The sequence below is a fragment of the Thermolongibacillus altinsuensis genome (assembly GCF_004341205.1).
Lineage (GTDB): Bacteria > Bacillota > Bacilli > Bacillales > Anoxybacillaceae > Thermolongibacillus > Thermolongibacillus altinsuensis.
Map to the genome: position 1 here is coordinate 1 of NZ_SLUL01000012.1, position 21,407 is coordinate 21,407.

A 21,407-nucleotide genomic window follows, 5' to 3' on the forward strand; every position below is an offset into this window, starting at 1 on the left:
CCATTCGGTCCGCTCGACTTGCATGTATTAGGCACGCCGCCAGCGTTCGTCCTGAGCCAGGATCAAACTCTCCATAGAAAGTTTTCTCACTAGCTTTCACGCTTCCGTTTCGTTCAGTTTTCAAGGAACATTGATCATCACCGTCAACCGACGGCTCGTTCATTTTATCATCATCAACTTAACGTTGTCAACACCTTTTTATCAGCTTGTGCCGTTTCATCAACGACGTATTTTTATCAGTTCGTGTCGTTCCATCGACGACACATGAAAATATATCATGTTTATTTTTAAAATGCAACTACTTTTTTCTAAAAAAATTTTTTATCACCTATATATCCGTTCATAAATAACAAAATGAGCCCATACATTTTTAAATAAGTTCAAAAACGAAGCGTAAAGGTTGTGTAAATCATTATGATTAAAATCGGTCTAATGATTTTGAAGCAGCAAGAGGATTTCACTGGTGTTTTCTCACCAACCGAACGAATGATTTTAAATCACTTATTAAAAAATGAAAAAGTGTACGAATTCCCTAATATGCTCCATTTAAAATTTGAACTCTTTGGACGTCAACAAATTATACAAGCCGCAAAAGATCTAGCACATAGTCAAGCAAGATTTACAACCTTTGAATATTCGCGATGCAATGAAAAATTTTGGTCTCGCACTCCTAACGGCGGCTTTCTATTAAAAGAAAACCATAAACCTTCTATCGCAATTGAAGATATCTTTCTGAACAGCCATCTCTATGCGTTTGAATGTGCTACAGCAATCGTTATTATCTTTTATAAGGCTGTACTTCATTTAATTGAGAAAAAACATTTCGATCACCTTTTTGCTAATGTTTATTTGTATGATTGGCACTACGATCAAGATTTGAGCATCAAAACACGCTATGGAACGGATTACATCCCTGGTGACTGTTTATATTTCGATAATCCTGATGTTGATCCAAAAACACCTCACTGGCAAGGGGAGAATGCGATTTATTTAGGTGAAGATCTGTATTTCGGCCACGGGATTGGCATTCGTTCCAAACAAGAAATGATTAGAGTATTAAATCGACTTCGAAAACCAGGTGCCACCAAGTCTGCCTATTTGCTTGAACAAACGACACGTATTCAGTTTTCATCGCTCTTCCCGTTTGCTCATCCTTCACTTCATCGCTTCATCGTTGCTGCTGTCGGAAACAACTTGTTTTTGTATGAATGAATGTTTCTTATGTTGAGCAAATAAATAAATCCCCACTCCAACCATAATGCAAAACGCTCCGATTGTTTGCGAAAGCTGAACGGTTTCTCCTAATAATATGTAAGCTAAAATAATGGCACCGATTGGTTCAAACAAAATAGCCATTGAAACCATTGCTGCACTCACCCATCTCATCGCCCAATTAAAAAGAGAGTGCCCCAATAGCGTTGGAACAATCGCCAAAAGAATAAAACATAGCCAATCTGTTGGGCGATAAGACAAAAACGAATACTGAAATAAAAGAGCATAGACACATAAAATAGCCGCGGCCATTCCGTAAACGATATAAGTATAAGCAATTAATGAAAATCTTTGCCGCAAGTTTTGGCCAACCAACCAATATCCCGTCACCATCGCGCATGCAAGCAATGCTAAAAGATCTCCATATAAAGCTTTCCCGCTTACCCGGAAATCTCCCCAGCTAATCAAAACGCTGCCTCCAATCGCTAAAAAAACGCTAAGTAAAGCACTTTTTGTAATCGGTTCTTTAAAAAACAAATAAGCGCCTATAAAGGCAAATAAAGGCTGTAATGTTACTAAAACGACCGAGCTGGCAACAGACGTATAACGAAGCGACTCAAACCAAAAGATAAAGTGAAAGGCTAGCAACGTACCGGAAAGGAACGAAAAAAGCCAATCACGTTTTTGGAACGTGCGAATTTCAGAAATATTTTTTACAATAAAGAAAGGCGTCATAAAAAGAACGGCAAAAAAAAGACGATAAAATGCTGTAATCGCTGATGGAGCATCTGTCCATTTTACCAAGATCGCTGATGTCGAAATTGCAAAAGCCCCAACGGCTAAAGCAACGTACGCTTTCAATTGCATTGTTATTTCTCCTTTCTAGTTTTTCGATTAATGATTAAAGGATAAAGGGGGTAAGGGATATGGAAATGCATACCTTCATAAAATTGGGTATTTCTGCTATTTTAGGATTAATTATCGGACTTGAACGCGAGTTGAAAAGAAAGCCGGTCGGATTGAAAACGTGCCTCGTCATTTCGATTGTCAGCTGTTTGCTAACGATCGTTTCAATCGAATCCGCTTACATTTTCCCAAAGCAAAGTCATATCAATATGGACCCGCTCCGCCTCGCTGCGCAAATTGTTTCCGGCATCGGCTTTTTAGGAGCTGGCGTCATTTTGCGCCGTGGAAACGACAGCATCTCCGGATTGACAACAGCTGCGTTAATTTGGGGAGCTGCTGGAATGGGAGTAGCTGTCGGCGCTGGATTTTATGTAGAAGCCATCATTGGAGTTATTTTGTTAATTGCTAGCGTCGAGTTCATTCCTCTTGCAACGAACGTATTCGGTCCGAAACAGTTGCGCGAAAAAGAACTTTTTTTGAAATTAATCGTCTCTGATATAAACAAAATCGCTGAAGTCATCGCTGCGATTAAAATGCGAGAAATTAGCATTAAAACCGTTCGAATCAAAGATTTAGACGACGGCAGCCATTTAATCGAATTAAAAGTCTCCGTCGATCAAAAACGAGCGACGACAGATGTTTACTATTCAATTCACCACATCCCAGCCGTTCGCAGCATTGACATTGAAAACATCTAGATATTCTATTTGACAAAGATTCTCATTTTCATTAATATATGTATAAAATACTTTGAACAGGTGGCGAATATGTATGTCATCTTCACTCAGAAACATGGAACTATGCCTTTTGATGCGTCAGCTTTGGCAAAAAGATGAATTGACGTTCCTTCATTCTTATCGCGTGACGAAAATCGCTCTTTCTTTCGCATCATTGTTGCGACTGTCTCCGTTTGAGCTAAAAGATTTAGAGCTCGGAGCGTTAATTCACGATATCGGAAAAATGAAGATCCCTGCCTCTATTTTAACAAAAAAGGGAAGCTTCTTGAAACAGAATTTCTTGAAATGAAAAAACATCCGCAGTTTGGCGTTGAAATTTTACGAAATTATCATGTAAACAAACATGTGATGAACATTGTATTACATCATCACGAGCGATGGGATGGAAAAGGTTATCCATATGGATTAAAAGGAGAGGAAATTCCTGAATTCGCACGTATTTTAGCGTTGGCGGATTCGCTTGAGGCAATGACCGGGATTCGCCCATACCGCTCGCCATTAAGCTGGGAAGAGGCTTATGATGAAATCAAAAAAGGAAAAGGAACACAATTCGATCCATCGTTAACAACTTTATTTTTAAAATGGATGGAAGAGCATACGATCCCGATTCATCGCGATAGCCAATCCATTTTGCAAAACATCCCCCTCATTTCGTGAGCATCATTTTTTATGCTCACGAATACAGCAATTGACGAATTTGTATAAAATTTTTAAAATGATATTGTACGGGGCATTAGCTCAGTTGGGAGAGCGTCGTGCTGGCAGCGCGAAGGTCACCGGTTCGAGCCCGGTATGCTCCATTGAAAAAACCCTTGCTATGCAAGGGTTTTTTGTTTGCCCTCACAAGGCATTTTTTAGTGAGTTGTTGACGAATTAGTTTTTAGAGCGTTGATGTTCGTCTAATAAAAGGCCTTCTCTATTTAATAATTTCTTAATCCCAGCGTCAAGGCCGACGGGAAACGCCGACAACGACGTTCTTAACTTGTAACGGCCCTGCACACAATTTGAAATTGTGCATGAAAAAAGGGAGGTCTAATCAACCTCACTTTGCTAATCGATGTCACCCATCGACTTGATATTTTAGATCACTTCGGTGTCATTTAAATTATTTTCGTCCTTTTCCTTGAGTTCCTGTTCCTCTATGTATTTATCTACATCTTTCTGCCTATTATCCATAAAATCAACCCTTTTATTAGTATCTTTTCAAGTTATCTCTAAAAAATGCACACACGCCCGAAAAATTTTCGAAAACACGAAAGCGGCTCGTAACGCAACGAGCCACCTTTTTATTTTCCGACGTAACTTGTCGAGTAATTTTTTCGTCGTTTTTGACTTTGACTTTCGATGATCTATTACGTGATTCTTCGACTTCATGTTCCGCTCTTTCTCGTCGTTCTTGCTCTTCTTTCAGCGCTTTCTTAACTTCTCGCAGTTCTCGAACGGTCATTTCGTCAATCGTCTTTTGTTCGTCCGTGTTTGGAATCGTATGTTTTTGTTCGAGGAATTGCTGGCCTGACAAAAAAGAGGCTGACCCATCTCTTTTTGGGCAGCCCCTTTTGTTATACCTCTTGTAACGCTTCCACAGGCACGGTATACCTCTCTTTTTCATTTCCACGCATATGTACAGTGGCGGTATTTCCTTGTTCATCATAGCTGTCAATCCACACTGACACGCCATTATAATGAACCGTAATCTCCTGCGGTGATGAAAGAATTTGTTTTACTCGTTTCATATCCATGTTCGTTCCCTCCTTTGCTTCGTTTCACTGTTATCATTTCTTTTTTTAGAAAAAATATGCAAGAAAATCGTCAGTCTAGACTAAACTATAGGATAACCATTCCGCTTCGGAGGATGTTATATGAAACGGTATTTTTTTCTTGCTTCCTATTGGCGCCTATCGCCATTTGTTCGCATTTTATCAACGATCACTCTCTTCATTTTGTTGTTTGGTGGAGTCATTCATATTATTGAACCAACCACCTATCAAACGTGGTTTGATGGGATATGGTGGGCGTTGATTACAACGACTACCATTGGCTATGGAGATCTTGTCCCTCATACATTGTTAGGGAAAATCGCTGCGATTGCCCTTATTTTGCTTGGGACAGGCTTTGTTTCCACTTATTTTGTGACATTATCAGCGAAGACCGTTTCGAGAGAAAATGCTTTATTCGCTGGTGAACTTCCTTATACAAAAAATAACCATATCATTCTCATCGGTTGGAACGAGCGTGTTCGAGAATTATTAAAGCAAATTTCGGTCATTCATCCCGAAAAACCATGCGTCATCATTGATGAAACATTAAAACGATGGGAAGTTCCCAAAAATATTCATTTTATAAAAGGGAACCCGACCCACGATGATATTTTGCGTAAAGCAAACATTCATGAAGCTCATTGTGTGATGATCACGGCGAATCAGCATAAAAACGAAACGGAAGCCGATTTATCGTCGATTGTTACACTACTCACGATTAAAGCGCTCAATCCTTCCGTTTATACGGTTATTGAAATTTTAACCGCTCAACAAGTGGAGAATGCGAAACGAGCAGGCGCAGACGAAATTGTTCAAACCAATAAATTAACAAGCTTTATGTTGGCCAACAGCATTGAAGCACCGCGTGTCGTCTTCGTGCTGGAACAATTGCTTAATCAACGAGAAGGAAACCGTTTTTCCTTTTTAAAAGCAGAGGAGGAATGGATCGGAAAATCGTTTGATGAAGCTCTTTCTCTTTTGCGTTCCAATCGCATTTTGTTAATTGGCGTTATGCGTGAAGAAGAGCTATGGATCAATCCTTCTCCTCCTCTTCTCATCGAGAGAAACGATCAACTTTTCGTGCTACTCGATTAATCGAGCCTCTAGCTCGCGGACAAGCGTTTTGCCAACGGAAATATATTTTTCTGGAAACGTTGCATCCGGATCTTCCGGTTCTGAAAACTGGTTAACCGATGCATTCATATTTCCAACGTGCGCATGATCATCCAATCCTCTTTGATATTGATGCGATAGCAAATACGGCCGTCCTAATTCGACTGTTGCGCCGTTTGAATCCAGTTGCCCATCCACTGCAACAAATGGAATGCGCAAAAATTGATAACCGCCATCATCCGCCATTTTGTAATCAAACGAACCGTGATCATAATCCCAATTGCCGCCAATGACATAGCCAAGCGGTTTTAATTGTTGCTCGAGCGTATACAACTTAAAGGTTTGTCCTTCTAGCTTTGAAGGAATTTCAATCATATAGATCCCTCCTTTTTATGTAGAATACCCAAAAAAAAAGAGCTTTCCTCGCAAAAAGGAAAGCTCTTCTGCATTATTTCAAGCGTTTTTCAAGCTCCGCTTTTTTCTCTTCATATCCAGGTTTGCCTAAAAGGGCGAACATGTTGACTTTGTATGCTTCAACCCCTGGTTGATCGAACGGATTCACACCTAAAAGGTAACCGCTCATTGCGCATGCTTTTTCAAAGAAGTAAACAAGATAACCGAATGTATACTCATCTAATTGCGGAAGAGTGATGACTAAGTTCGGTACTCCTCCATCTGTATGAGCTAACAACGTTCCTTCAAACGCTTTTGTATTGACGAAATCCACTGTTTTTCCTGCTAGATAGTTCAAGCCGTCTAAATCGTTTTCTTCTGCTTCAATGACTAATTCATGGCGCGGTTTTTCCACTTTCAATACCGTTTCAAATAAGTCGCGGCGACCTTCTTGCACATATTGGCCTAATGAGTGAAGGTCTGTTGAGAAGTTTGCAGATGCTGGGAAAATTCCTTTTTGATCTTTTCCTTCACTTTCGCCGAATAATTGTTTCCACCACTCCGCGAAATATTGCAATGCAGGCTCATAGTTAACGAGCATTTCAATCGTTTTTCCTTTGTTGTAAAGGATGTTGCGCACCGCTGCGTATTGATACGCAATGTTTTCTTCCAGCTCAGATTTGCTGAAGTCTTCGCGCGCTTGCGCTGCCCCTTTCATCATTTCTTCAATGTTTGCTCCGCTCACCGCAATTGGAAGAAGACCGACAGCTGTTAATACGGAGTAGCGTCCGCCGACATCATCCGGAATAATAAATGTTTCGTATCCTTCTTCTGTCGCCAATGTTTTAAGCGCTCCACGCGCGCGGTCTGTTGTTGCATAAATGCGTTTGCGCGCTTCTTCTTTTCCGTACTTTTCTTCGAGCAGCTTGCGGAAAATACGGAAAGCGATCGCCGGTTCCGTCGTTGTGCCTGATTTTGAAATAACGTTAATTGAAAAATCTTTTCCTTCTAATAAATCCATGACATCGCGCATGTATGTGGAGCTAATGTTGTTACCAACGAATAAAATTTGCGGCGTTTTTCTTTTTTCTTTTGGTAGCGCGTTGTAAAAAGAATGTTGCAACATTTCAATCGCCGCGCGCGCACCTAAATAAGAACCGCCGATTCCGATCACAAGCAACACATCAGAATCAGATTGGATTTTCTTTGCCGCTTTTTGAATGCGGGCAAATTCTTCTTTATCGTAGTCTACAGGAAGATCAATCCAACCTAAAAAATCGTTTCCTTGTCCCGTTTTTTCATGAAGCGCATGGTGAGCCACTTTTACAGCGTCACGCAGATATGTAAGTTCATGTTCGCCAAAAAACGATAACGCTTTTGAGTAATCAAAACGAATATGCGTCATACATTCGTTCCTCCAAATCATAATGGTTTTACCACTTCCACTTTAACGAAACGAACAACGATAATCAAGTTGACACGAAAAATGTAAACGGATTCATTATGACATTTTTCTTACTTTTTATTACAAAGATGCTTTCAAGATGGCAAGAACATCTTCACGATGCAGCTTCTTGAAATTGCCGAACGGTCCAAATGCCATCGCTTTATCAGCAATTAATTCGAGAGACTCCTCGCCAATTCCGTAATCCGCTAGACGTGAAGGCGCACCTAAACTACTCCAAAATTTGCGCAGTCTTTCAATTCCTTCGAGAGCAATTTCCCGATCGCCTTTTCCTTCAGGATAAACGTTAAATACGCGGACCGCTAACTGTTTAAAGCGCTCAACATTTTCATCAAGCACGTATTTCATCCAGTTTGGAAATAAAATCGCTAATCCTCCTGCATGAGGAATGTCATACACTGCCGAAATCGCATGTTCAATATTATGCGTCGCCCAATCACCGCGCAAGCCCATTCTTAAAAAGCCGTTTAACGCAATCGTTCCACAATATAAAATCGTTTCGCGCAACTCATAGTTTTGCAAATCATTGACTAGTTTCGGAGCGGCTTCCATCACTGTGCGCAACACAGCCTCGCCCATTTGATCTTGCAGCGGTGTATTTGGTACATGGTGAAAATATTGCTCAAGCACGTGAGCCATCATATCAACAATTCCGTAAATCGTATGATCTTTCGGAACCGTCATGGTATAGGTCGGATCCAGAATCGAAAATTTCGGGAATACCGCCGGACTGCTCCATCCATACTTTTCTTTCGTTTCCCAGTTTGTAATAACGGAATTCGCGTTCATTTCTGAACCTGTCGCGGCCAACGTTAACACGGTTCCGAATGGCAGCGCTTCTTTCACCGTTGCTTTTCGAGAAATAAAATCCCATGGATCTCCATCATATTTGACTCCAGCCGCAATCGCTTTTGTGCAATCGATAACGCTTCCGCCGCCTACGGCTAATAAAAATTCAATATTTTCCTGCTTACAAATTTCAATTCCTTTTCGAACGGTTGAAAGGCGCGGATTTGGCTCGACACCTGATAATTCAACCCATCTTACATTCAATTCGCGTAAAATTTCTACCACTTCGTCATACAATCCATTTCGTTTAATGCTGCCTCCGCCATAAACAAGCAGAATTTTTCCGTATAACGGAATTTCTTTTTTAAGTTGTTCAAGTTGTCCTTTCCCAAAAATCAGTTTCGTTGGATTATGAAAAATGAAATTTTCCATAAAATTACCTCCTTTTCTTCATTATTGACAATAAAACATGGAAAAGTAAAGCGACTTGCATTTTTTCTCAATTATTGATGTATATTTTTTCCGTTTGCCACTCAACCTATAAGTGAACGCTAATCTAAAAGGAGGACTATCATGAGCACACTGCAACGAATTGCACTATTACTTACTATTATTGGAGCGATAAATTGGGGACTAATCGGCTTTTTCCGTTTTGATTTAGTCGCAGCGATTTTTGGAGGACAAGATTCCGGATTAGCCCGCATTGTTTACGGTCTTGTCGGAATCGCGGGTTTGATCAATCTTGCTATTCTATTCAAACCAACTGAAGAACTCGGGCGAACAGAGCCAAAAGCTTCAAGAACATAACATAAAAACTCACCTGAGTCTTTCGGGTGAGTTTTTACTGTTTTTCCTTCTGAGCTTGTTCAATCCATTGTTGCAATTTCTCTTTTAATGTTTGAAATCCTAAAGAAGTTTCTATTTTCTTATGACGGATCATGTTAGCCTCTTTTAACGAAAGACTAATTCTATTTGTTTTTTCATCGACTGCAATCACCTTTACATTCACTTTCTCGCCAATTTGCACATAGTCGTAAATGTTTTTTACAAATCCCTCTGTAATTTCAGAGATGTGGACCAATCCTTGTGTATGCTCATCTAACGAAACAAACACACCATATGGCTGAATCCCTGTTACTTTCCCCGTTACAATCGCTCCTACCTTCCACTTTACCAACAAAAACACTCCGATCATAATCATAATCCAAATATCTTTTTGAAAAATTGTAACATAACAAATAAGAAAAGTGTTAATTTTCTATACAAATATTTAAAAAGAACATGGTATGATAAATACATAAATATTGCAGCGAGGTGGGAGAAATGATGAGCACAATCGGCGAAAACATTCGCATGTATCGCGAGCAACGGAAAATGAGCCAACAAGATTTGGCGCTGAAAGTACGCGTAGGGGTAGCGACGATTCAAAAATATGAGGCAGGCGAACAAATCCCTGACACGTCAACCATTTTAAAAATATGTACAGCTCTTGATGTCCCAGCATCGGAACTGTTAGAAAGAGCCGATTTATCGAATCCATCCGGAATCGATCCAGAAATTGAGTATTTAATAAAGGAAATTGGCGTAAAACGAGCAAAGCTCATTTTAAGAAAAGCAAAAGAATTTAGCGAAGAAGACTTTTTACGTGTGATGCAAATGCTTTATGAACTAAAATATAACAAAGACCAAAAGTGAACAAAAAAGCTGACACATTGGTCAGCTTTTTTATGTTAAAGCCGCTCTAAAAATCGCTTCATGCGACGAATGGCCTCTTGCAATTGCTCCATGGATGAAGCGTATGAGCAGCGAATATACCCTTCTCCGCTTTGCCCAAATACGTTTCCTGGAACGACAGCCACTTTCTCTTCCATCAGCAACCTCTCAGCAAATTGTTCGGAAGTGAGACCTGTTGACTGAATGGATGGAAAAGCGTAAAACGCTCCCCCTGGCAAATGACAAGAAAGCCCTAGTTCATTTAATGATTGAACAAAATAGTTGCGGCGGCGGCGATAACTTTTCTTCATTTCCTCAACATCGCTTTCACCGTTTTTCAACGCTTCGATGGCGCCATATTGCGCCATGGTTGGAGCACACATCATCGCATATTGATGAATTTTAAGGATCGCTTGAGCAAATTCTTTCGGCGCAGCAATAAATCCGAGGCGCCACCCCGTCATCGCAAACCCTTTCGAAAAACCGTTTACTAAAATCGTTCGTTCTTGCATATGAGGAATGGACGGAAAGCTTGTATATGGCTCATCATAGGCTAATTCCGCATAAATCTCATCGGAAATGACAATCAAATCATATTTTTGCACAATGGCGCTGATCGCCTCAAGTTCTCGCCGATTTAGCACCGTTCCTGTTGGATTGTTCGGCGAACAAAGAATCATCGCTTTCGTTCGCGAAGTAATCGTTTTTTCGATTTGTTCAGGTTGAAGTTTAAATTCTTGTTTTCCATCGGTTTGTACGAAAACAGGAACGCCTCCCGCTAAAGAAACAAGCGGTGCATAAGAAACAAAGCTCGGCTCAACAACAATGACTTCATCACCTGGATTGATGATCGCTCTTAATGCTAAATCGAGTGCTTGGCTTGCCCCAACCGTCACAACAATTTCGCTATTTGGATCATATAAAATTTGAAAGTTACGCGCTAAGTAGCGGCTAATTTCTTCGCGCAACTCCAATAATCCCGCATTTGCCGTGTAAGACGTGTAGCCTTGTTCTAATGATAAAATGCACGCTTCACGAACGCTCCAGGAAGTAACAAAATCTGGTTCACCGACCCCGAGTGAAATGACTCCCTCCATGCTCGCTGCTAAATCAAAAAAGCGGCGAATGCCTGATGGCTTTAAATTCATGACCGTTTCAGATAAGTACGTTTTCGTCTTTTGCATCATGGCGCCACCACAATCCGTCGATCTTGATCGCCTTGTTCAAACACCGTGCCGTCATGTTTATATTTTTTCAAAATAAAATGGGTCGTCGTTGAAATGACGGAATCGAGCGTCGACAATTTTTCAGAAACGAAATGAGCAATTTCAGACATGGAGCGTCCTTCAATGACAACCGATAAATCATATGCTCCTGACATTAAATACACCGATTTCACTTCTGGGAAACGATAGATTCGTTCAGCGACTTCATCAAAACCGACGCCGCGTTTCGGTGTCACTTTCACATCAATCATCGCTGTTACCCCTTCATGTCCGTCAATTTTGCGCCAATCCACAATGGTCGCATACTGAACGATCACTTTTGCTTCTTCTAGTTTTTTAATGATCTGCTCCGTTTCTTCTACCGTCAGCGACACCATTTTGGCGATAGTTTCAACCGGGAGCCGCGCGTTTTTTTCGAGAATTTCGACAATTTCAATTTCTTTCTCCGATAATTTCATGTGAATCCCCCCTGCCATAAATTTTCACATAATTTAAATAAATTTGCACGAAAAATTTTCATAAAATTCACGAAGAAATACATAAAGAATATAAGCAGCCGTTTTACGATGCACAAATGAAAAAAGGACTGACCCATATGCCTGACCTCACGCATGCACAATATATCCCCTATATATTGTGCTCTGGGTCTGACAATTTTGGGTCAGCCTCTTTTGGCTTTTTACTCTCTCATTGTTCAATGATTTCAGCTAATGATAAAATTATAATGTATAAAATAAAACTGGCCGATAAGCACCTGTCTAGCCCCACGTGAATTTCACAATATTTATTTGCTATATATTTTGTGTTTGCCCGTCTTTTTCATAAAAACAGCTTAAAATTTGCCATTGCTCATGGGTTAAATACAATCACTTTCTGCTATAATTCATCCCATCTTACTTTAAATCAGTTATAGGTCAGAACCCACATTCTACTTCATTTTTCGCTTTTAGTAATTGTTCAGCCATCTTTACACATTTTTCAAAAGGAATAACTTCCTCAAACGAAAATTCATAAATAGCTTGAATTTTTTCGGCTAATGGTCTAATTTCATCGTATTCATGAACGGCTTGCAAAACGTCAACCGCCTCTGTTTCGTAAGCGTCGCTGCCGTAACCAAACGGATCCCAGTGTTGAATCATGTCTAATAGCATCATATTCATTTTTTGCATATTCATATTCATCTTCATCACCTTAGCATATGAGAATGGAGAGATGTTTGATGTATTCGTTTGACGATTTTATTGAACGGCGAAACACTTATTCTGTCAAGTGGGATGAAACGGAGCGCATTTTTGGTGTAAAAGATGTGTTGCCGTTGTGGGTAGCTGATATGGATTTTAAAGCTCCTGCGGAAGTGCTTGAAGCTTTGGCAAAAAGAGTGGAGCATGGCGTTTTTGGCTATACTTCCATTCCTGCTTCGCTAAAACAAGCTGTTTGCGACTGGATGGTCAACAAGCACGAATGGCAGATTGACAGCAAATGGCTTTCCTTTTCTCCCGGAGTTGTACCTGCTTTAGCAACGGCGATTCAAGCGTTTACCTCTCCCGGTGATAAAGTGATCGTACAGACTCCTGTTTATTATCCGTTTTTTCAGCTCGTCGAGAAAAACAACCGTGAACTTGTACTAAACCCGCTTCAGCTGATAAATGGAAAATATGAAATGGATTTCGCTGACCTGAAAGAAAAGATAAAAGGAGCAAAATTGTTGTTGCTTTGCAGTCCGCATAATCCCGGGGGACGAGTATGGTCAAAAGAAGAGTTGACTAAGTTGGGAGAGTTATGTTTGGAACACAATGTCATTGTCGTTTCCGATGAAATTCATTCCGATTTAGTTTTTTCCGGTTCCCGTCATACACCGTTTGCTTCGATTTCCGAGGAGTTTGCCCAAATATCCGTCACCTGTATCGCTCCAACAAAAACATTTAATTTAGCTGGTTTACAATCCGCGATCTCGATTATTCCAAACCGGACATTAAAAAAACAATTTGATAGCGTTCAACAGCGGCAAGGTTTTTTCACCCTCAATACGTTCGCAGTCGTCGGGACAGAAGCAGCTTACCGGCACGGCAACCAATGGCTTAACGATTTATTGAAATATCTTGCGGAAAATGTTGAATTCACTTGTTCCTTCATCGAAAAACACTTACCAAAATTGAAGGTAATCAAACCGGAAGCCACCTATCTTGTTTGGATTGATTGCCGCGAGCTGCAAAAAAGCGATCAAGAACTAAAACAGCTTCTTTTACAGAAAGGGAAAATTGCTGTTGAACCAGGAAACAAATTTGGTGAAGGCGGCACCGGCTTTATTCGTTTAAATGTCGCTTGCACTCGGGAAACATTGCAAGAAGCATTAAAAAGGTTAGCAACAGCACTGGGGGAGTTGTAGATCACGAATGTTGATTTCTCGGGGATTCATGCTTTTCTGCTGTTCGGGTTCATACAGTCAGCTAAGCAAAACGCTTAGCTGACTTCAGCAGGAAAGCTACTTATGAGTTTTAGATATAAATAATGAATAACAGATCTTCTGTTCTTCTTTGCCAGCTTTACTTTCTCCTGCTTTTTCCCGCTCTTGTTTCTATTCTTTGCTTTTCTTTATGACTCCGCAGGCAATACGATCTCCCGCATCTCCCGCCGGCTGTGACATTCCGTCATCCTTTCCTTCGTGAATGACAAGAGAAGTTCCTTCTCGAGTCAATAATGTTCCTTTCCCTTCCGTTAAACTCACTTTTGGTGCCATTAATTCTGCCTTAACCGTTCCATCATCTTTGACAATTAAATTAGGCAAATCCCCTGCATGAGAACCTTCCGGATGAAGAAGTCCGTGCTTTTTATCTTCAGGATTGAAATGGTTTCCTGCTGAAGTGAAGTCAGGCGGATCACATTTTCCTTTTTCATGAATGTGAATCGCATGCTCTCCAGGCGGAAGCCCTTCAAGGTCTAATTCAATTTTGACTCCTTCTGATTGTTGTGATAATTTGGCCGTTCCTAATGAATCGCCGACGCGATTGAAAATCTTAACATCTATTTTTGTTGGTTTTGCTTCAGCGCAGCCGCCAAGCAAAAAAAAGCTTGATACTGCAATCAACGCACTTCTCCGCACAATAAGCCCTCCAAAACGAAACATTTTTAAGGCTTATTGTTTCCAAATTGGCGAAGGTTTATAACGGCTTATGTTCATCCGTCAACCACTTTTCTTTCTTTAGTTGCTCCTCCAGTTGCTTCGCTTTTTCCTCTTGACGTTTTGAAACTTTAATAATCAGTCGCATCGTCAAAATAGCTGCAATAAAGAAAATCGTAAACGAAATGGCTGCTGGAATATACTCGGTTTTGTCTTCGGGGAAATATAAAAACAATCCTAACACACCGTTGATCATAAACTCAACCTCTCTATCGATTGTTATATCAATTATATATGATAAATGGAATTGTGTCCTTTGGCAAAAAACAATATAATTTATTCATAAACTATAAAAGGGGGTAAGGGAGATTGAAAAACGTCATTATTCACAAAGTGGTTACGTTTGTATTTACAGAGGAACAATTAAGGGGATATTGGAATCGACAAAAGCAGCAAATCCCATTTGAATCGCTTACATATGAACAGCTTATGACATTAGCGGAAACTATGCTTCAAAATTCATCACATAGCCAATTAGAGCAGCACATTTTAAACCACGGATGGCGAACAAAAGAGGAAACGGAAGGATTTGTCCTCGCTGAAGATGAATCGAGAGAAGATATTCATATTGAAGTCATTGATACAGAGAAAACAGGACAAAAATCAACGAAGCTATTTATCGATCGTCTATTGCAAATTCAGTGTCAAAATTGTAGCTTTTCTTTCTACATTCGCAATGTAAATGTTGACACAAGCCATCTAAAATGCCCTAATTGTTCTAGCACTGATTTAACATAATAAAGAAAGGAATGAGAAACCTTGCATGAATCTGTCACACATGAAATAAGCAACTTCCAGTATTACTTAGCAATCGCTATTTTCCTAGGGGCCTACGCAATTATCATTTCTGAAAAAGTGAACCGTGCCATCATCGCCTTACTCGGCGCAGCACTCATGATTATTTTCGGTATTGTTGATCTTCATAAAGCGTACACCCATCATATTGAATGGGGAACGATTACACTTTTAATCGGCATGATGATTCTTGTTGGAATTACGAGCAAGTCGGGTTTTTTCCAATATGTAGCCGTTAAAGCAGCGAAAATGGCGAAAGGAAATCCGATTAACATTTTAGTGATTTTATCGCTTCTTACCGCTTTTCTTTCAGCATTCCTTGATAACGTCACAACCGTTTTATTAATTGTGCCGGTGACATTTTCAATTACGCGCATGCTCCATGTCAATCCGGTTCCGTTTTTAATTTCTGAAGTGCTGTTTTCGAATATTGGCGGAACGGCCACATTAATCGGTGACCCGCCAAATATCATGATCGGTTCCGCTAACAAACATTTGGATTTTAATGATTTTTTAGTTAATTTAGGACCGATTGTTTTAGTGATTATGGCTGTAACCATCGTCATTTTATATTTTATTTACCGTAAACAGTTAAAAACAGACGCAAAACTTATTGAACAACTAATGAAACTCGATGAAAAACAGTACATTAAAGACGCTGTCCTCTTAAAGAAATCGGTTTCCGTGCTTGGATTGACGATTTTAGGGTTCATTCTTCACTCGCTCATTCATGTAGATGCTGCTGTCATTGCCATGACAGGCGCTATTATACTCATGTTAATCGGCGTGAAAGAGCATGATTTAGAAGATGTGTTTGCTTCGGTTGAATGGGTGACGATTTTCTTCTTCGCCGGACTATTTACGTTAGTCGGCGGTTTAGTCGATATCGGCTTAATTAAAAGCCTAGCGGAGAAAGCATTAGAGGTAACAGGTGGCGATATCGCCGTTGCATCTTATCTCATTCTCTGGGTGTCTGGGGTCGCTTCAGCAACCATTGATAATATTCCATTCGTCGCGACGATGATTCCGCTTATTCAAGATATGGCGGTTGGAATGGGATTATCACCGGATTCTCCTCAAATCGACGTATTATGGTGGTCATTAGCGCTCGGAGCATGCTTGGGCGGAAACGGCACATTAATCGGCGCTTCAGCGAACGTGATTGTAGCGGGAATGGCTTCACGTGAAGGCCACGGATTTAGCTATTTTGATTTCTTAAAAATAGGAGCGCCACTTACTTTCATTGCTTTGCTTATTTCTCACGCCTACATTTTCATTCGCTATTTAATGTAAAAAAACGCTCAAAGCGGGCCGTGCTCGCCTTGAGCGTTTTTTTTCTGCACAACATATACTGTGAAAAAAGGAGTGATCCCATTTGTATCCAGAAGTAGATGCAACGTTGTTTACTAAATCGGCTACTTCTATGCCAAAACTTTTAAAAGACGCTGCCTCGATTACAAATAAGCTAGCGACATCGCCATCGTTTGCCCGTCAAGTGATGTCTGCAGCTCAACAATCAAAAAAAGATGAAGTCAAACGTCTTCTTCGCTCCGTCGGCATTCAATCGGAGCTGGAAGTTTCATTCAACCCAAATACCATTCATGTTACGTTGTCGCCGAAAAAAGGGGAATTTGCTTGTTGCCAACTCACCTTTCTCCTTTATTGGCGATAATTAGGAGATGACATTTGCTTTTCACCAATTTGAGCTGCATCGCGCAAATCATGGCCATCATCTATTTCGCTTATATGAATGATATCTTCTTTTGCCCCAAGACGATTCGCGCGAATAAGTTGTTGTTCATCACGTTCATTGACCATATTCAAATTCCTCACATTCATTGAACTTTTTATTTATCTTGTTCAATAAAAAAATGTTTATGTATGAACACAAAAGAATATATTGACATTTTTTACACGATTCGTTACGATTTTGTTAACTTACTATTCACAGGGGGTTTACAAATGACAAAAACGAAATTTCGTACGATCGATCTTACCTTCATTGGAATGTTCGCGGCACTAATGGCCATTGGCGCAAACATCACCTCGTGGGTTCCGTTTCTTGTCATCGGTGGCGTACCGATTACATTGCAAACCTTTTTTTGCGTTCTAGCTGGCGCTTTACTCGGCCGAAGAATCGGTGCACTGGCAATGACTGTCTACATGCTGATCGGTCTTTTTGGCGCTCCTGTTTTTGCGCGACTTGATGGCGGATTTTCAAGCGTGATGATGCCAACATTCGGTTTCATCTTGTCTTTCATTATCGCTGCTTATGTAACAGGATTCATCATCGAAAAAAGCAACGACACTCCTTCTGTCGCTCGCTTTATCGTTGCAACGCTTGTCGGAATGGCGATTAACTATGTGATCGGTACAAATTGGATGTATGTTGCGTATCGTTTTTGGGCAGAAGCTCCAGAAGGGTTTTCGTACGCGATGGTATGGAGTTGGATGCTTGTTCCGCTGCCAAAAGACATCATTTTATCGATCATCGCCGGAGTCATTTCTCCACGCATTTATGCAGCATTACAAAAAAGCTCTTCCTATTCACAGCGAACCGCTTGAATCTCGTTTAGAATTCTGAAAACGAAGAAAGGTGCGCAATTCGCTGCGCACCTCTTATTTAAAAGAACAAATGAAGCAGTTGATATACAACCCCAGCAATAATCGCAGACGCTGGTAATGTAATAATCCAAGTCATGACAATACGTTGAGCGACTCCCCATTTAACTCCTCTAACACGCTGTGCGGCACCAACCCCCATGATCGCTGAAGAAATAACATGTGTGGTGCTGACAGGTAAGTGCAACGTCGTAGCTGAAAAAATAATGAGTGCCGATGATAAGTCCGCTGCTGCACCATTAATCGGTTTGATTTTCATAATTTTTCCGCCGACTGTTTTGATAATTTTCCAACCGCCAACCGACGTTCCAAGTCCCATCGCAACAGCCGCGGAAACACGAACCCAAAGCGGAATGTCAGTGGAAGTGTGATATCCTCCTGCAATTAATGCCATCGTAATAATTCCCATTGCTTTTTGGGCATCATTCGTACCATGTGTATAGGCTTGCATAGCGGCCGTTACAATTTGAAATAAGCGAAACCCTTTATTTGTTTTGGACAAGTTGGAGTTTTTGAAAAGGAAACGAAAAATAAACATCACCAAGAAACCGACCCCAAATGCGAGAAAAGGCGAGAGAATAAGAGATTGTAAAATTTTTAAAAATCCTTTGTAATTTAAAATATCTAACCCTGCAGCAGAAATCGCTGCACCTGCAATCGAACCAATCAGTGCATGCGAAGAACTGCTCGGTATTCCATAATACCAAGTAATAAGGTTCCACGCAATTCCAGCAATCAACGCTGCCAAGATGACAACTGAACCATCGTGAAGCGTATATGGATCCACAATATCTTTACTAATGGTTTTGGCTACACCAGTAAACGTCAAAGCACCGATGAAATTCATCACCGCTGCTAATATGATGGCTTGTCTCGGTGACATCGCCCGCGTTGAAACCGATGTCGCAATGGCATTCGCCGTATCATGAAACCCGTTAATAAAATCAAATGCTAGCGCAAAAATAACAATTAAAATCGTTAATATTAATACTGTATCCATATCTCCTAAGACCCCTTACGCATTGCGCATAATAATTGTTTCGATTGTATTTGCGACATCTTCACAGCTATCAGCGATGCTTTCCAACATTTCGTATAGTTCTTTATACTGAATAATTTTGATTGGATCTTTTTGAGTCACAAATAAATTTTTAATCGAAGCACGTAAAATTTCATCACATTTTGTCTCGTAATCCTTAATTTGAATCGCGTGTGTTCTCATGTCTAATAATTTTTTATCCGCAAGCAACTCCAACGCTTTGGCAATTTCAATTGTGCTTTTGTAGGTTTGGTCAAAAAACTTCTTCATATGTTCATCAATATCGGTAAATGAAAACATTTCTAAACGGGCAGCAAATTGTTCAAATCCATCTAACACATCATCCATTTTCATCGCTAATTGATGAATATCTTCTCGTTCAATTGGCGTAATAAACGTTTTATTTAAAGCAACGATCAGCTCGTGGATATACGAATCGCCTTTCTTTTCGTATTCCTTCATCACTCTTGTAAATTCTTTCAAATCGCTTAAATTATTAATTTTGAAATCGACAAAATATTGAGCTGCCTCTTTTACATTTTCAGAAATGGTAAACAGAAGTTCAAAAAATACATCTTTTTTTGGCGAAAAAATCATATGAAAACCCCCATCATTTTTAATTTTCTAGAGCCGCCCTGTCCTATTTTATCAACTTTTGTCGAATTTACAATTCGTTGAAATAAAATTTACACAAACTTAACAAAACATTTACATTCATATAAAAAACGGAGTAAGGTTTCATAGCCCTACTCCATTTTCATCTTTTTTTCGAATGTATTGTTGACGAAACACTTGCATCGCTTCATTTTCATTTAGACGAATAAGCTCTTGCTCGGACAACGTTCCTTCTCCTCGCTTCACGACATACACATCCAGCTTCTTTTTCCCCCAATACCTATAGACGTCTTCAACCGTTTCATAATACAAATCAATTTTGTTTCCTTTAATCGCTCCACCTTTATCAGCAACAACACCGTAGCCGTATCCAGGAATAAACAAAATGGTTCCAATCGGAAATACATTTAAATCAGCCGCGATCGTCGAGTACAAATCTCGCTTCACTCGCACTCCTGAATACGTAATTCCATAGCTAGGGTGATCTGGGGTTTTTCCTGTTGATTCCACTCCAGCTGTATATCCAGTCGCAACGACCGTTGTTGATGGATATTTTGACCAATCAACGGCCTCTTCCAACGTCAATGATTCATTTAATGTTTGTTGAGAAGAAATTTTTGTTTTTGCTTGCTGTTTTCGTTGAAAACGCTCTAGCGCATGGTCATATAAATCATAAGAAAAGATATACTTAGGAGAAAAAAATGAAATGCGAGAATGCGCTAGCCAATCCGAAAGTGCTTTCGCCTCAACTCCTGATAGTGATTGGAAAGTCGTCAACAAAGCGAAAACAAACAATACGACCATCGTCGTTCGTCTTAACCAAATGCATAAAAAACTCATTACCTCACTCCTCCCACGGTTCTATTTCTTTCCAACATTGAAAAGAAATATACATGAACCGCTAGGAGAATAAATAAAAAAGCCTTCACCAACATCGGTGAAAGCTTTAGAACATTCGATATCCTTTTGCCCGTAATGCTCGAATAACGAGCCCTGAAGCAACAGCTCCAACAAATCCGCTGCTTAAAATGAGCAAATCAGCTAAAGCAAGTGATAATACTCGTTCTTTCACGTGACCAAACGAAGCTACAGGAGCGGTGAAATATTCAACAAATGGAATTTGGTCAATAAAAAAAATAAAGACAAACGGACTCAAAACAGCCATTGTCCAAGTTGTTCGCAAAATCATGTTTAACAAAAAGCCGATTCCAAAAAACAAAACGAAAAATAATAACATCGAAATTAGTAAAACAGGAATGCTCATTTCCATCCGAATCACCTCCAGTACACCAATCTAAGTGTACTGAATCGGAAAAAATGAGTCAATCTTCACTTCGTGACCGCTTCCACTTTTTGCTGTTCAACCCCTGTTCCTTTACAACAATAACATGTTTCTGAACCTCCTAAAACAACGTACACATATCCGTTTCCGGAACAATAAGCACACGGTTTACTTTCGTGCATCATCATTCACCTCTTTTTTCTTAATTTTCTGATAAATATAACAAAAAAACAATGATGATGCAATACGTTTTTTTAACCTCCATCTTTCATAATCAATGTAATTTATTATTTATTGATATAGATTCAAGTTGAGTTTCCGACATACCTCATCATGAATAGAAGACCGCTTTTCTGCCATAGGCGGCAAGATTTCTCTTGCCGCCCCAGCATGCTAAAAGCATGCCGATTCCGAACGTAAAACGCATGACAGACAAATTCATTTGTCTGATGGCGTTTTCGTTCGGAGAAGTGGCAGAAAAGCTTGTTTATGTCGAAAAATTAAGCTTATCATATATAATCACACAAAAAAGAGCAAAGGCACAAACGCCTTTGCTCTAAAAGAG

At 40.0% G+C, this 21,407-nt stretch carries 31 protein-coding genes, 1 tRNA gene and 1 rRNA gene; 14 read left to right on the top strand and 19 right to left on the bottom strand.

From position 1 onward, the window contains the following. Positions 1 to 78, bottom strand: a 16S ribosomal RNA gene (locus EDD69_RS10895); the annotation flags it as partial. A gap of 336 nt (positions 79 to 414) precedes the next feature. Here EDD69_RS10895 and EDD69_RS10900 point away from each other — a divergent pair. Further along, entirely contained in the window at positions 415 to 1,212 is a 798-nt protein-coding gene (locus EDD69_RS10900; protein ID WP_132948993.1) for a protein-glutamine gamma-glutamyltransferase, read from the top strand. Here EDD69_RS10900 and EDD69_RS10905 read toward each other — a convergent pair. Continuing rightward, positions 1,156 to 2,079 (bottom strand): DMT family transporter, encoded by a 924-nt coding sequence (locus tag EDD69_RS10905; RefSeq protein WP_132948994.1) that lies wholly within the window; start codon positions 2,077 to 2,079, stop codon positions 1,156 to 1,158. The two genes, EDD69_RS10900 and EDD69_RS10905, sit on opposite strands and share 57 nt — an antisense overlap. 59 nt (positions 2,080 to 2,138) lie before the next feature. On the opposite strand from EDD69_RS10905, the gene EDD69_RS10910 reads away from it, so the two are divergent. The 4 genes from EDD69_RS10910 (at position 2,139) to EDD69_RS10920 (ending at position 3,655) form a co-directional block, all read left to right on the top strand. Beyond that, a complete protein-coding gene (locus EDD69_RS10910; RefSeq protein ID WP_132948995.1) occupies positions 2,139 to 2,816 on the top strand; it encodes an MgtC/SapB family protein in 678 nt (225 codons plus the stop codon). A 73-nt stretch (positions 2,817 to 2,889) separates the two neighbouring features. Further along, entirely contained in the window at positions 2,890 to 3,144 is a 255-nt protein-coding gene (locus tag EDD69_RS15810; RefSeq protein WP_279388144.1) for an HD-GYP domain-containing protein, read from the top strand. Further along, complete coding sequence (locus EDD69_RS15815) at positions 3,141 to 3,512, top strand: HD-GYP domain-containing protein (RefSeq protein WP_279388145.1); 372 nt, start codon at positions 3,141 to 3,143, stop codon at positions 3,510 to 3,512. Before EDD69_RS15810 ends, EDD69_RS15815 begins: the two co-directional genes overlap by 4 nt. A 70-nt stretch (positions 3,513 to 3,582) precedes the next feature. Continuing rightward, positions 3,583 to 3,655: transfer RNA gene (locus EDD69_RS10920), tRNA-Ala, on the top strand. A 392-nt stretch (positions 3,656 to 4,047) separates the two neighbouring features. On the opposite strand, the gene EDD69_RS10925 is transcribed toward EDD69_RS10920, so the two are convergent. Both EDD69_RS10925 and EDD69_RS10930 read right to left on the bottom strand, forming a co-directional pair. Beyond that, complete coding sequence (locus EDD69_RS10925; RefSeq protein WP_132948996.1) at positions 4,048 to 4,374, bottom strand: hypothetical protein; 327 nt, start codon at positions 4,372 to 4,374, stop codon at positions 4,048 to 4,050. Positions 4,375 to 4,414: 40 nt separating this feature from the next. After that, entirely contained in the window at positions 4,415 to 4,594 is a 180-nt protein-coding gene (locus EDD69_RS10930) for an H-type small acid-soluble spore protein (protein ID WP_132948997.1), read from the bottom strand. 120 nt (positions 4,595 to 4,714) lie between these two features. Between EDD69_RS10930 and EDD69_RS10935 the strand changes: the two genes are divergently transcribed. Continuing rightward, positions 4,715 to 5,707: a potassium channel family protein gene (locus EDD69_RS10935; RefSeq protein ID WP_132948998.1), complete on the top strand. Its 993-nt coding sequence runs from the start codon at positions 4,715 to 4,717 to the stop codon at positions 5,705 to 5,707. On the opposite strand, the gene EDD69_RS10940 is transcribed toward EDD69_RS10935, so the two are convergent. From EDD69_RS10940 to EDD69_RS10950, 3 genes are all read right to left on the bottom strand, one after another. Then, entirely contained in the window at positions 5,696 to 6,100 is a 405-nt protein-coding gene (locus EDD69_RS10940) for a YugN-like family protein (protein ID WP_132948999.1), read from the bottom strand. The genes EDD69_RS10935 and EDD69_RS10940 overlap by 12 nt on opposite strands. 73 nt (positions 6,101 to 6,173) lie before the next feature. Beyond that, entirely contained in the window at positions 6,174 to 7,523 is a 1,350-nt protein-coding gene (locus tag EDD69_RS10945) for a glucose-6-phosphate isomerase (RefSeq protein ID WP_132949000.1), read from the bottom strand. A 120-nt stretch (positions 7,524 to 7,643) separates the two neighbouring features. After that, positions 7,644 to 8,804: an iron-containing alcohol dehydrogenase gene (locus tag EDD69_RS10950; protein WP_132949001.1), complete on the bottom strand. Its 1,161-nt coding sequence runs from the start codon at positions 8,802 to 8,804 to the stop codon at positions 7,644 to 7,646. A 141-nt stretch (positions 8,805 to 8,945) separates the two neighbouring features. Here EDD69_RS10950 and EDD69_RS10955 point away from each other — a divergent pair, with 141 nt between their 5' ends. Beyond that, positions 8,946 to 9,179 (top strand): DUF378 domain-containing protein, encoded by a 234-nt coding sequence (locus tag EDD69_RS10955; protein WP_132949002.1) that lies wholly within the window; start codon positions 8,946 to 8,948, stop codon positions 9,177 to 9,179. A 34-nt stretch (positions 9,180 to 9,213) separates the two neighbouring features. Here the strand turns inward: EDD69_RS10955 and EDD69_RS10960 are convergent, their stop codons facing one another. Continuing rightward, positions 9,214 to 9,567, bottom strand: coding sequence for a CvfD/Ygs/GSP13 family RNA-binding post-transcriptional regulator (locus EDD69_RS10960; protein WP_132949078.1), 354 nt, complete (start codon positions 9,565 to 9,567; stop codon positions 9,214 to 9,216). A gap of 131 nt (positions 9,568 to 9,698) precedes the next feature. Here EDD69_RS10960 and EDD69_RS10965 point away from each other — a divergent pair, with 131 nt between their 5' ends. Continuing rightward, positions 9,699 to 10,067, top strand: coding sequence for a helix-turn-helix domain-containing protein (locus tag EDD69_RS10965; RefSeq protein ID WP_132949003.1), 369 nt, complete (start codon positions 9,699 to 9,701; stop codon positions 10,065 to 10,067). Positions 10,068 to 10,102: 35 nt separating this feature from the next. Here EDD69_RS10965 and EDD69_RS10970 read toward each other — a convergent pair whose 3' ends face one another. The 3 genes from EDD69_RS10970 to EDD69_RS10980 form a co-directional block, all read right to left on the bottom strand. Next, on the bottom strand, positions 10,103 to 11,269 hold the full coding sequence (locus tag EDD69_RS10970) for an aminotransferase (RefSeq protein ID WP_132949004.1): 1,167 nt from the start codon (positions 11,267 to 11,269) through the stop codon (positions 10,103 to 10,105). After that, entirely contained in the window at positions 11,269 to 11,769 is a 501-nt protein-coding gene (locus EDD69_RS10975) for an Lrp/AsnC family transcriptional regulator (RefSeq protein WP_132949005.1), read from the bottom strand. The genes EDD69_RS10970 and EDD69_RS10975 overlap by 1 nt, the downstream gene beginning before the upstream one ends. 456 nt (positions 11,770 to 12,225) lie before the next feature. Next, complete coding sequence (locus tag EDD69_RS10980) at positions 12,226 to 12,492, bottom strand: DUF1871 family protein (protein WP_424565354.1); 267 nt, start codon at positions 12,490 to 12,492, stop codon at positions 12,226 to 12,228. A 38-nt stretch (positions 12,493 to 12,530) separates the two neighbouring features. On the opposite strand from EDD69_RS10980, the gene EDD69_RS10985 reads away from it, so the two are divergent. Next, positions 12,531 to 13,697 (top strand): MalY/PatB family protein, encoded by a 1,167-nt coding sequence (locus tag EDD69_RS10985; RefSeq protein ID WP_132949006.1) that lies wholly within the window; start codon positions 12,531 to 12,533, stop codon positions 13,695 to 13,697. A gap of 189 nt (positions 13,698 to 13,886) precedes the next feature. Here EDD69_RS10985 and EDD69_RS10990 read toward each other — a convergent pair whose 3' ends face one another. Next, complete coding sequence (locus EDD69_RS10990; RefSeq protein ID WP_132949007.1) at positions 13,887 to 14,435, bottom strand: superoxide dismutase family protein; 549 nt, start codon at positions 14,433 to 14,435, stop codon at positions 13,887 to 13,889. A gap of 34 nt (positions 14,436 to 14,469) precedes the next feature. Beyond that, a complete protein-coding gene (locus EDD69_RS10995; RefSeq protein ID WP_132949008.1) occupies positions 14,470 to 14,685 on the bottom strand; it encodes a hypothetical protein in 216 nt (71 codons plus the stop codon). Between the two features lie 113 nt (positions 14,686 to 14,798). Between EDD69_RS10995 and EDD69_RS11000 the strand changes: the two genes are divergently transcribed. The 3 genes from EDD69_RS11000 to EDD69_RS11010 all read left to right on the top strand — a co-directional run bounded on the left by EDD69_RS11000 (position 14,799) and on the right by EDD69_RS11010 (position 16,956). Further along, positions 14,799 to 15,227, top strand: a complete 429-nt coding sequence (locus tag EDD69_RS11000) for a hypothetical protein (protein WP_132949009.1) — start codon at positions 14,799 to 14,801, stop codon at positions 15,225 to 15,227. 21 nt (positions 15,228 to 15,248) lie between these two features. Then, on the top strand, positions 15,249 to 16,577 hold the full coding sequence (locus EDD69_RS11005; RefSeq protein WP_132949010.1) for an ArsB/NhaD family transporter: 1,329 nt from the start codon (positions 15,249 to 15,251) through the stop codon (positions 16,575 to 16,577). A gap of 82 nt (positions 16,578 to 16,659) precedes the next feature. Then, a complete protein-coding gene (locus EDD69_RS11010; RefSeq protein WP_132949011.1) occupies positions 16,660 to 16,956 on the top strand; it encodes a YuzC family spore coat inner layer protein in 297 nt (98 codons plus the stop codon). Here the strand turns inward: EDD69_RS11010 and EDD69_RS15390 are convergent. After that, positions 16,944 to 17,102: a hypothetical protein gene (locus tag EDD69_RS15390; protein WP_165871774.1), complete on the bottom strand. Its 159-nt coding sequence runs from the start codon at positions 17,100 to 17,102 to the stop codon at positions 16,944 to 16,946. The two genes, EDD69_RS11010 and EDD69_RS15390, sit on opposite strands and share 13 nt — an antisense overlap. A gap of 144 nt (positions 17,103 to 17,246) precedes the next feature. On the opposite strand from EDD69_RS15390, the gene EDD69_RS11015 reads away from it, so the two are divergent. Then, positions 17,247 to 17,849, top strand: coding sequence for a biotin transporter BioY (locus tag EDD69_RS11015; RefSeq protein ID WP_132949012.1), 603 nt, complete (start codon positions 17,247 to 17,249; stop codon positions 17,847 to 17,849). Between the two features lie 58 nt (positions 17,850 to 17,907). On the opposite strand, the gene EDD69_RS11020 is transcribed toward EDD69_RS11015, so the two are convergent. The 5 genes from EDD69_RS11020 to EDD69_RS15395 all read right to left on the bottom strand — a co-directional run bounded on the left by EDD69_RS11020 (position 17,908) and on the right by EDD69_RS15395 (position 21,024). Then, entirely contained in the window at positions 17,908 to 18,906 is a 999-nt protein-coding gene (locus EDD69_RS11020; RefSeq protein WP_132949013.1) for an inorganic phosphate transporter, read from the bottom strand. 15 nt (positions 18,907 to 18,921) lie between these two features. Then, complete coding sequence (locus EDD69_RS11025) at positions 18,922 to 19,542, bottom strand: DUF47 domain-containing protein (RefSeq protein ID WP_132949014.1); 621 nt, start codon at positions 19,540 to 19,542, stop codon at positions 18,922 to 18,924. Positions 19,543 to 19,683: 141 nt separating this feature from the next. Further along, entirely contained in the window at positions 19,684 to 20,400 is a 717-nt protein-coding gene (locus EDD69_RS11030) for a 3D domain-containing protein (RefSeq protein WP_132949015.1), read from the bottom strand. 106 nt (positions 20,401 to 20,506) lie between these two features. Further along, positions 20,507 to 20,830: a YuiB family protein gene (locus EDD69_RS11035; RefSeq protein ID WP_132949016.1), complete on the bottom strand. Its 324-nt coding sequence runs from the start codon at positions 20,828 to 20,830 to the stop codon at positions 20,507 to 20,509. A gap of 59 nt (positions 20,831 to 20,889) precedes the next feature. Further along, entirely contained in the window at positions 20,890 to 21,024 is a 135-nt protein-coding gene (locus tag EDD69_RS15395) for a YuiA family protein (RefSeq protein WP_165871775.1), read from the bottom strand. A 195-nt stretch (positions 21,025 to 21,219) separates the two neighbouring features. Between EDD69_RS15395 and EDD69_RS11040 the strand changes: the two genes are divergently transcribed. Beyond that, on the top strand, positions 21,220 to 21,402 hold the full coding sequence (locus EDD69_RS11040) for a hypothetical protein (protein WP_132949017.1): 183 nt from the start codon (positions 21,220 to 21,222) through the stop codon (positions 21,400 to 21,402). Positions 21,403 to 21,407: the final 5 nt, after the last annotated feature.